The sequence below is a fragment of the Patescibacteria group bacterium genome (assembly GCA_022560785.1).
GTDB lineage: Bacteria > Patescibacteriota > Minisyncoccia > Phycocordibacterales > JADFSL01 > JADFSL01.
In genome coordinates this window covers 1-6,626 of sequence record JADFSL010000001.1, presented here as the reverse complement: position 1 = coordinate 6,626, position 6,626 = coordinate 1, and the positions used below count along the sequence as shown (strand labels likewise).

Here is a 6,626-nt window from a genome sequence, read left to right as displayed (position 1 = left end):
GATTCCCAGGTCCTTCCAAAATTACCCTGGCCATTGATTAAGGGGTAACGTAAAGAGAATGGCTGAACCATTCTTGCTAGTGAGTCATAGACTGCTGTATCACCATGTGGGTGGTATTTACCAAGCACGTCTCCAACAACCGCAGCGGACTTTCTGAATTTTGAACCTGAAGAGAGCCCCATTTGGTGCATGGTGTAGAGAATCCTACGATGCACAGGTTTGAGACCGTCCCGTACATCAGGAAGTGCTCGCGAGGTGATAACCGACATTGCGTAATCAAGATACGATTCTCTCATTTCTGAGCTGATGCTCTGCAAAATTACCCCTCTTACACCCTTATTTTCAGCATTTTTTTTCGCCATAGAATACCCGATTATACCACAACTGAGCCGTTTTTTTAAGCCTTTTTACGGGCTCTACAGAGCCTCTCCGGGAGGGGTGAAGCTATTTTTTATATCGCCCAGTTGCGCTTTTCCACTATCTAAAATAACAGAGAAGTTTGCCCTGATTTCAGAAAATGCGGATGGGCTCTCACTGTTTAAAGCACTTCCTTCGGTACTCGTGTAAGTAAAAATCGTAGCCAGAAGCCACACAAAAAATATTATTCCGGTAACAGTCGCCGCGCCAATAAGCACTACACGCATGCGGTATGCCTTCGGCTTACTTCTCAATGTTTCCAGATAGGTAAACATACATCCAAACTATTGCTTTTTACGAAGAAAGCACTACCACTTCCCCTTCTTTACCTTCCAAATCACGCTTTTTGAGTGTGAGCTTATCGAGTGTGCCATTATTAGTGACGCTCTCTTCTTTAAGAAATATACTGAGTGCATCTTTTTCACCTATGCCGGCGTAGTGCATCGGGATAATGATATTTGGTTCTAGTTCTACTGAAAGTTCGTGAGCTTCTGATGGACTAAGTACACCTTCGCCTCCTATTGGAACAAATAATACATCAATATTACCTAATAGTTCTTTTGTCTCGGCATTAATTTTGCGAGTGCCTAGTGCTCCCAAAAAACAGAGGTTTATTCCCTCTAAGGAAATCATGTATATAGTATTGATGCGCTCTTTACCACCATAGTTTGATACAGATGGAATGCCTCGTATATATACTTTATGCATTTCATATTCTCCCGGCCCTACAATAACAAATGGACTTTTGCCACCATGAGCAATTTGATCAACACCATTAAAATCAACATCATTAAGACTAATGAGTGCAATGTCCGCACCGAAACGAATCTTTTTTAATTTTGAATCTTTCGACACTGGATTGAGCACAAGTGTTGTATCACCAAAAGTAATTTTGAAACACTCTCCCTCGTGATAGCTGATAATCATAAGGAGCAGTATACCAGCTTCTCTTATCTTCTCCCAGCCTCTATCTTATCTATATTCCTACTTTCCCAAAAATCCGAAGGTCGGACCTTGGGAATTAGACAATGGATTTTATTGTTTGGCAAATATTGTGTATGTGTTCTGATCTTTTGCTTTACAAAAATAATTTTTTGCCTATACTAGGTGCCACGCACTCGCATGATATGAGTGTTTATAAGCACAGTTTAGAAGCTAATCCCTCCTGTACGCATTTCACTGGACATAGATTACAGAAGACACTTCTATCCCAACAACATGGAAGTAACATTAAGTGATACAGAAAACACCACGGCGAATAATACGCTGGACAATTTAGACGAACAACCGAAGAAAAAGAGCAAAAAGGACAGCTTGATGGCTCAATTTCTCAGCCAGACTGAAATACCACCGACTGTGGGTGATCTTGTTGAGGGTCCGGTAATTGATGTAGAAAAATCAAAAGTTTTTATTGATTTATATCCGTTTGGTACCGGTATTATTTACGGGCGCGAATTTTTGAACGCAAGTGATATTCTTCGGAAGGTCAACATTGGGGACAAGATTGCTGCGAAAGTCATTGATACGGAAAACAAAGACGGGTACATTGAGCTCTCACTTAAAGAAGCTCGTCAAGCACTTATCTGGAGCGAGGCCGAAGACGCAATTATGAATAAAACTATTTTTGAGCTTGCGATAAAGGAGGCAAATAAAGGCGGTCTCATCATAGACTGGCAAGGTATTTCAGGATTCCTACCCGCTTCCCAGCTCAAGACAGAGCACTACCCTAGAGTTGAAGATGGCAACAAAGACAGGATACTTGAAGAACTCCGAAAACTTGTGGGGGAAAAGCTGTCTGTCTCAATCATCACCGCTGACCCGAAAGAAGGCAAACTCATTTTTTCCGAAAAAGACCCTAAGAAAAAAGAAAAGGAACAAATTATCGACCGATATGAGATCGGAGATGAAGTGGAAGGAGAGGTAACTGGTATTGTTGATTTTGGTGTATTTGTAAAACTTGAAGAAAATTTAGAGGGGCTCGTACACATTTCAGAAATTGACTGGGGTCTCGTTGAAGATCCGAGAGACTTCTTTGTTGTCGAAGACAAAGTACGGGTTAAAATCATAGAAATAAAAGATGGTAAAATTTCTCTCTCCATCAAATCGCTAAAGGAAAACCCGTGGAGTGGTGCGAGCGATAAATACAAGAAAGGAGACGAAGTCACCGGTGTCGTAATTAAATACAACAAACATGGGGCACTTGCGTCAATTGAAGAAGGGGTTGCCGGTTTGGTACATATCTCAGAGTTCGACAGCTCAGAAACTCTTCAGGAAACTCTTGAGCTTGGAAAAACATACCCATTCACTATCACACTATTTGAACCAAAAGAGCACCGTATGACACTTTCGTATAAGAAGGAAAACGAAAAAGACCAAAAAAACAAGATTCTATAAGAAAAAAATGAGGTCGTCATGACCTCATTTTTTATTTTTGGTTATATATATTCATCGCCACCTCTCTCCCCTCCTCCACTAAACACAAAAGTGCTTTGTCTATTTTATCTGAAATTTCTGCAAGTATTTCGTACTCTTTTTTTGTAAATTTACCCATAATAAAATCGATTACTTTTGTATCTCCCTGCGGTTTTTTTAATTTGGGCTTTTTTAATTTTCCACTGGGTGTTGTTGGCGTTATACCAACCCGTACGCGAATGAACTCTTTTGTTTTTATACCACGAACTATTGATTCAACCCCCTTATGACCACCGGAACCTCGAGAAAAAGCAATTTTAAATGTTCCAATAGGCAAATCAAGGTCATCATATATCACAATTAGATGTTCAGCTTTCTTTTTGTTTGTTATAAAAGTTTTTAATGCGCTCCCTGATTTATTCATAAATGTTTGAAGAAGTATAAGATCAACCTTTTTTTTTCCCACTTCGCCAGATGATATCAAGGCATTTATTTTTTTATTTGTTTTCCATTCAGGAAAACTATGAGTATCGTGAAAATGCTCAACAAGTGTAGCTCCCGTGTTGTGACGGGTTCCTTCATATTCACTCCTCGGATTTCCTAGTCCGACTATAGTGATATTCATGTTTAATATAATACCACGACTGATTTGTAACAGCATTGGACAACACAGGAACGGCAAAACACGCATATCAATCTTGTGTCAAATGATAATGTGTAATACAATCTGCACAAATGAATCCTACCCCAGAGCCACAGCGAGAAAATTTTTTAAAAGAGATTTTTAAATTTTCATTAATTGCTCTTCTTATCGTAGTGCCAATACGATTCTTTATTGCACAACCATTTATCGTAAGTGGTGCATCAATGGACCCAACTTTCAATAGCGGGCAGTACTTAATTATCGATCAACTCTCTTATAGATTCAGCGAGCCACAGCGAGGTGAAGTTATTATTTTTCGATACCCAAAAGACCAAACTAAATTTTTCATAAAACGAATTATTGGATTGCCAAATGAAACAATTGAAATTCATGGTACGACAATCACTGTCATAAACAAGGACAATCCAAACGGTTTTGAGCTTACCGAACCATATCTAGCTGCAGCAAATGTAAAACGAGATTCTTTGCAATTGTCGCTAAGTGAAAATGAATACTTTGTAATAGGAGACAACCGTAGAGCAAGTTTAGATTCAAGGATATGGGGACCGCTCGAAGAGGCACTTATCATAGGAAGAGCTTTTGTTCGCCTTTTCCCAGTAAGCGAAATTGATTTGTTCCCCGGAACAGCAGTAAATAGTTACTGATTTATATTTCAATAACATAAAATGTCGCATTCAAAAACAGAACCAACAAATATAAGCGCACGAGAGTTCTCTGAAAAAGCTATTGCTGTTGCTTCGCATTACGGATTTGTAGCGAAAGAAAAGGTATTTTCACAGAAGGGTAGAAAACTAAAAACAAAAATAAAAAACCCCGACATACTTTTGAAAAAGACTGATGTGTTCAGTGGTGAACTTGGAGAAATAGTAAAAATGTATATTTCGCGCCACTCTATCCCACTTTCAGACCCGGCATTCATCTATCACAACAGCGCGACCTCAAAAATGGTTCGGTTTTGTCTTACGATTATCGGTATTGAAAAGAGTATTGCCGAGGCTCTTATTTTAAAAACGGCACTCGCAATACTCGGTGATGTCGGCTTTAAGGAAACCAGTGTTCATATCAATAGTATAGGAGACAAAAACTCCGCAACTGCATTTGCGCGAGAATTGAATGTGTATCTTAAAAAAAGAGCTGTCGATATGCCGGTTAACTGTCGGGAAGCACTGAAGCAAAATGCGTTTTATGCATTTGAACTACTGAAAAGAAAACACAACCCTATTCACGAAGATATACCACGGTCAATGGAATTCCTCTCAGACAGTGGTAGAAGACATTTGCGTGAAGTGCTTGAGTATCTTGAAGCAGTTGATATACCGTATGAAATTAATAGCAAACTCATTGGACACAAAGACTGCTACTCACAAACACTCTTTGAGATACGAAACAATGCGAGCGATGCACACAGTAAAAACAAAGTTGTACTGGCTTATGGTGGCCGGTGTGACGAGATAGCTCAGCAATTATTTCGTCTTCCGGTTCCTGCCGTTGGTATTTTATTTGAGTGGACTCCAAAAGGCGTTCGCGACACAGTACTTAAAATAAAAAGTGTCACACATCGGCCAAAGGTGTATCTTGTACAGCTCGGATTTAAAGCACGATTTCATAGTCTAGCAATAATAGAAACATTGCGAATGGCGCGGGTGCCGTTTCGGCAATCAATAAATTCCGACTTACTAACTTCCCAACTTGAAACCGCAACTATGCTTAAAATCCCATACGCAATTATTTTGGGTCAGCGTGAGGTAATCGATAACACTGTAATCATACGTAACATGGATTCACAATCTCAAAAAACCATTCCAATTGATACCCTCTCCGAATACGTAAAAACGCTCGGCGCAAAAAAATAATATCCTTGTCACTCTATAATCTCTGTGTTACTGTGCACTACACATGATTAATGTTCAGGTAGACAAAAACGGAAGCGAAAATTCTATAAGCTTGATTAGACGTTTCACCAAACGCGTTCAAGGATCAGGTGTGCTTCCCCGTGTACGATCAATACGGTATCACGCCCGCACGCTTTCAAAATTACTTAGAAAGAAAAAAACACTCAAATCAATTGCAAACAGAGCTAAGTATCAGGAGCTTATTAAGCTCGGCAAAATCACAGATAAACCTTATCGATTTAAGCGTCGCAGACGGTAATCACAAACATCTATGGCAGAGAGCACCTTTGCAATAACACAAACAACGAAAGGCAAGCTTCCGCGCTTGCCTTTTGAGCATATAAAAAACAACATTCTTGGAAAACGCTATATACTGAGTGTTGTATTTGTAGGAGATATGCGTGCAAAAGCACTAAATAAAAAATACCGTAAAAAAAATTCGGTTCCAAATGTGCTTTCGTTTCCACTCGAAAAACATGAAGGTGAGATTTTCATCAACCCAAACAAAGCAAGAAAAGATGCTCATCTGTTTGATATGAATACTACCAATTTTATTGGATATTTATTTATTCACGGGCTACTTCATTTGAAAGGTTTAGAGCACGGTAGTACAATGGATACAGCGGAAAATAAGGCGTGTAAAAAATTTGCTATCACCTTAAATCGTACTCGCCGAAGCATATAACGAAAAACCGCTACACAAAGGAGCGCTTGACAATGTAGTCATGGTTTTTGTTTTTGGGCGTTGCATTTTTTGTAATTTACGATAGCTAAAAATTCTCGCCCTCCTAAATTTTGCTCTGCAAAATATGAGAGGGTAAAAGGACAAAATGGCAAAAAATATGGCAGTCGGTATAGATGTCGGAACGCATCAGGTGAAAGTTGTAATCGCCGAGCATTTTCGAGACAAACACAATCGAGGACTTCCACGAATTATTGGAAGTGGTATTACCCAATCCAGAGGTCTGCGTCACGGCTATATTATCAACGGAAGTGATATCAGACGAAGTATTGGAAATGCGGTACATCAAGCTGAAACTGCATCTGGAGTTAAAATAAAAAAAGCATATATATCAATTGGTGGCGTTGGGATTGAAGAAATATTTACTAAAAGCGAAGTACTTATATCACGTGCTGATTCTGAGATAACCAATCTTGACATAAGTAATGCACTCGACGCAAATGAGGAAAAAGTTCGTGAAAAATTTATAAATAGAAAAATAAAAAAAGAATACCCCCGA

10 protein-coding genes (1 of these 10 running past the window's edge) are annotated in these 6,626 nt (G+C 39.1%); 6 read left to right on the top strand and 4 right to left on the bottom strand.

Annotation, left to right across the window (positions count from 1 at the left end; genetic code table 11):
• The 3 genes in view from gyrA to IIB50_00040 are tightly spaced (at most 54 nt apart) and all read right to left on the bottom strand, a layout consistent with a single transcriptional unit that may run on beyond the window.
• Positions 1 to 362: the beginning of a DNA gyrase subunit A gene (gene gyrA / locus IIB50_00050; protein MCH7529510.1), read on the bottom strand. It extends 2,191 nt beyond the left edge of the window; the window shows 362 of its 2,553 coding nt (coding positions 1-362); it begins with the start codon at positions 360 to 362; its stop codon lies beyond the left edge, outside the window.
• Positions 363 to 416: 54 nt separating this feature from the next.
• Complete coding sequence (locus IIB50_00045; protein MCH7529509.1) at positions 417 to 692, bottom strand: hypothetical protein; 276 nt, start codon at positions 690 to 692, stop codon at positions 417 to 419.
• A gap of 19 nt (positions 693 to 711) precedes the next feature.
• Positions 712 to 1,344, bottom strand: a complete 633-nt coding sequence (locus tag IIB50_00040) for an MBL fold metallo-hydrolase (protein MCH7529508.1) — start codon at positions 1,342 to 1,344, stop codon at positions 712 to 714.
• 291 nt (positions 1,345 to 1,635) lie between these two features.
• On the opposite strand from IIB50_00040, the gene IIB50_00035 reads away from it, so the two are divergent.
• Positions 1,636 to 2,811, top strand: coding sequence for a S1 RNA-binding domain-containing protein (locus IIB50_00035; GenBank protein ID MCH7529507.1), 1,176 nt, complete (start codon positions 1,636 to 1,638; stop codon positions 2,809 to 2,811).
• Positions 2,812 to 2,842: 31 nt separating this feature from the next.
• Here IIB50_00035 and IIB50_00030 read toward each other — a convergent pair whose 3' ends face one another.
• Positions 2,843 to 3,454 carry an aminoacyl-tRNA hydrolase gene (locus tag IIB50_00030; protein ID MCH7529506.1) on the bottom strand — a complete coding sequence of 204 codons (612 nt, stop codon included), beginning with the start codon at positions 3,452 to 3,454 and terminating at the stop codon, positions 2,843 to 2,845.
• Between the two features lie 110 nt (positions 3,455 to 3,564).
• Between IIB50_00030 and lepB the strand changes: the two genes are divergently transcribed.
• The 5 genes from lepB to IIB50_00005 form a co-directional block, all read left to right on the top strand.
• On the top strand, positions 3,565 to 4,137 hold the full coding sequence (gene lepB, locus IIB50_00025) for a signal peptidase I (GenBank protein ID MCH7529505.1): 573 nt from the start codon (positions 3,565 to 3,567) through the stop codon (positions 4,135 to 4,137).
• 21 nt (positions 4,138 to 4,158) lie between these two features.
• The gene (locus IIB50_00020) at positions 4,159 to 5,346 is read left to right on the top strand and encodes a hypothetical protein (GenBank protein ID MCH7529504.1); all 1,188 of its coding nucleotides are present in this window, start codon (positions 4,159 to 4,161) and stop codon (positions 5,344 to 5,346) included.
• Between the two features lie 43 nt (positions 5,347 to 5,389).
• Positions 5,390 to 5,644, top strand: coding sequence for a hypothetical protein (locus IIB50_00015; protein ID MCH7529503.1), 255 nt, complete (start codon positions 5,390 to 5,392; stop codon positions 5,642 to 5,644).
• A 12-nt stretch (positions 5,645 to 5,656) separates the two neighbouring features.
• Positions 5,657 to 6,070 carry an rRNA maturation RNase YbeY gene (ybeY, locus tag IIB50_00010; protein ID MCH7529502.1) on the top strand — a complete coding sequence of 138 codons (414 nt, stop codon included), beginning with the start codon at positions 5,657 to 5,659 and terminating at the stop codon, positions 6,068 to 6,070.
• A 145-nt stretch (positions 6,071 to 6,215) separates the two neighbouring features.
• Positions 6,216 to 6,626: hypothetical protein (locus IIB50_00005; protein MCH7529501.1), on the top strand; the 411-nt coding region annotated here is incomplete at its 3' end.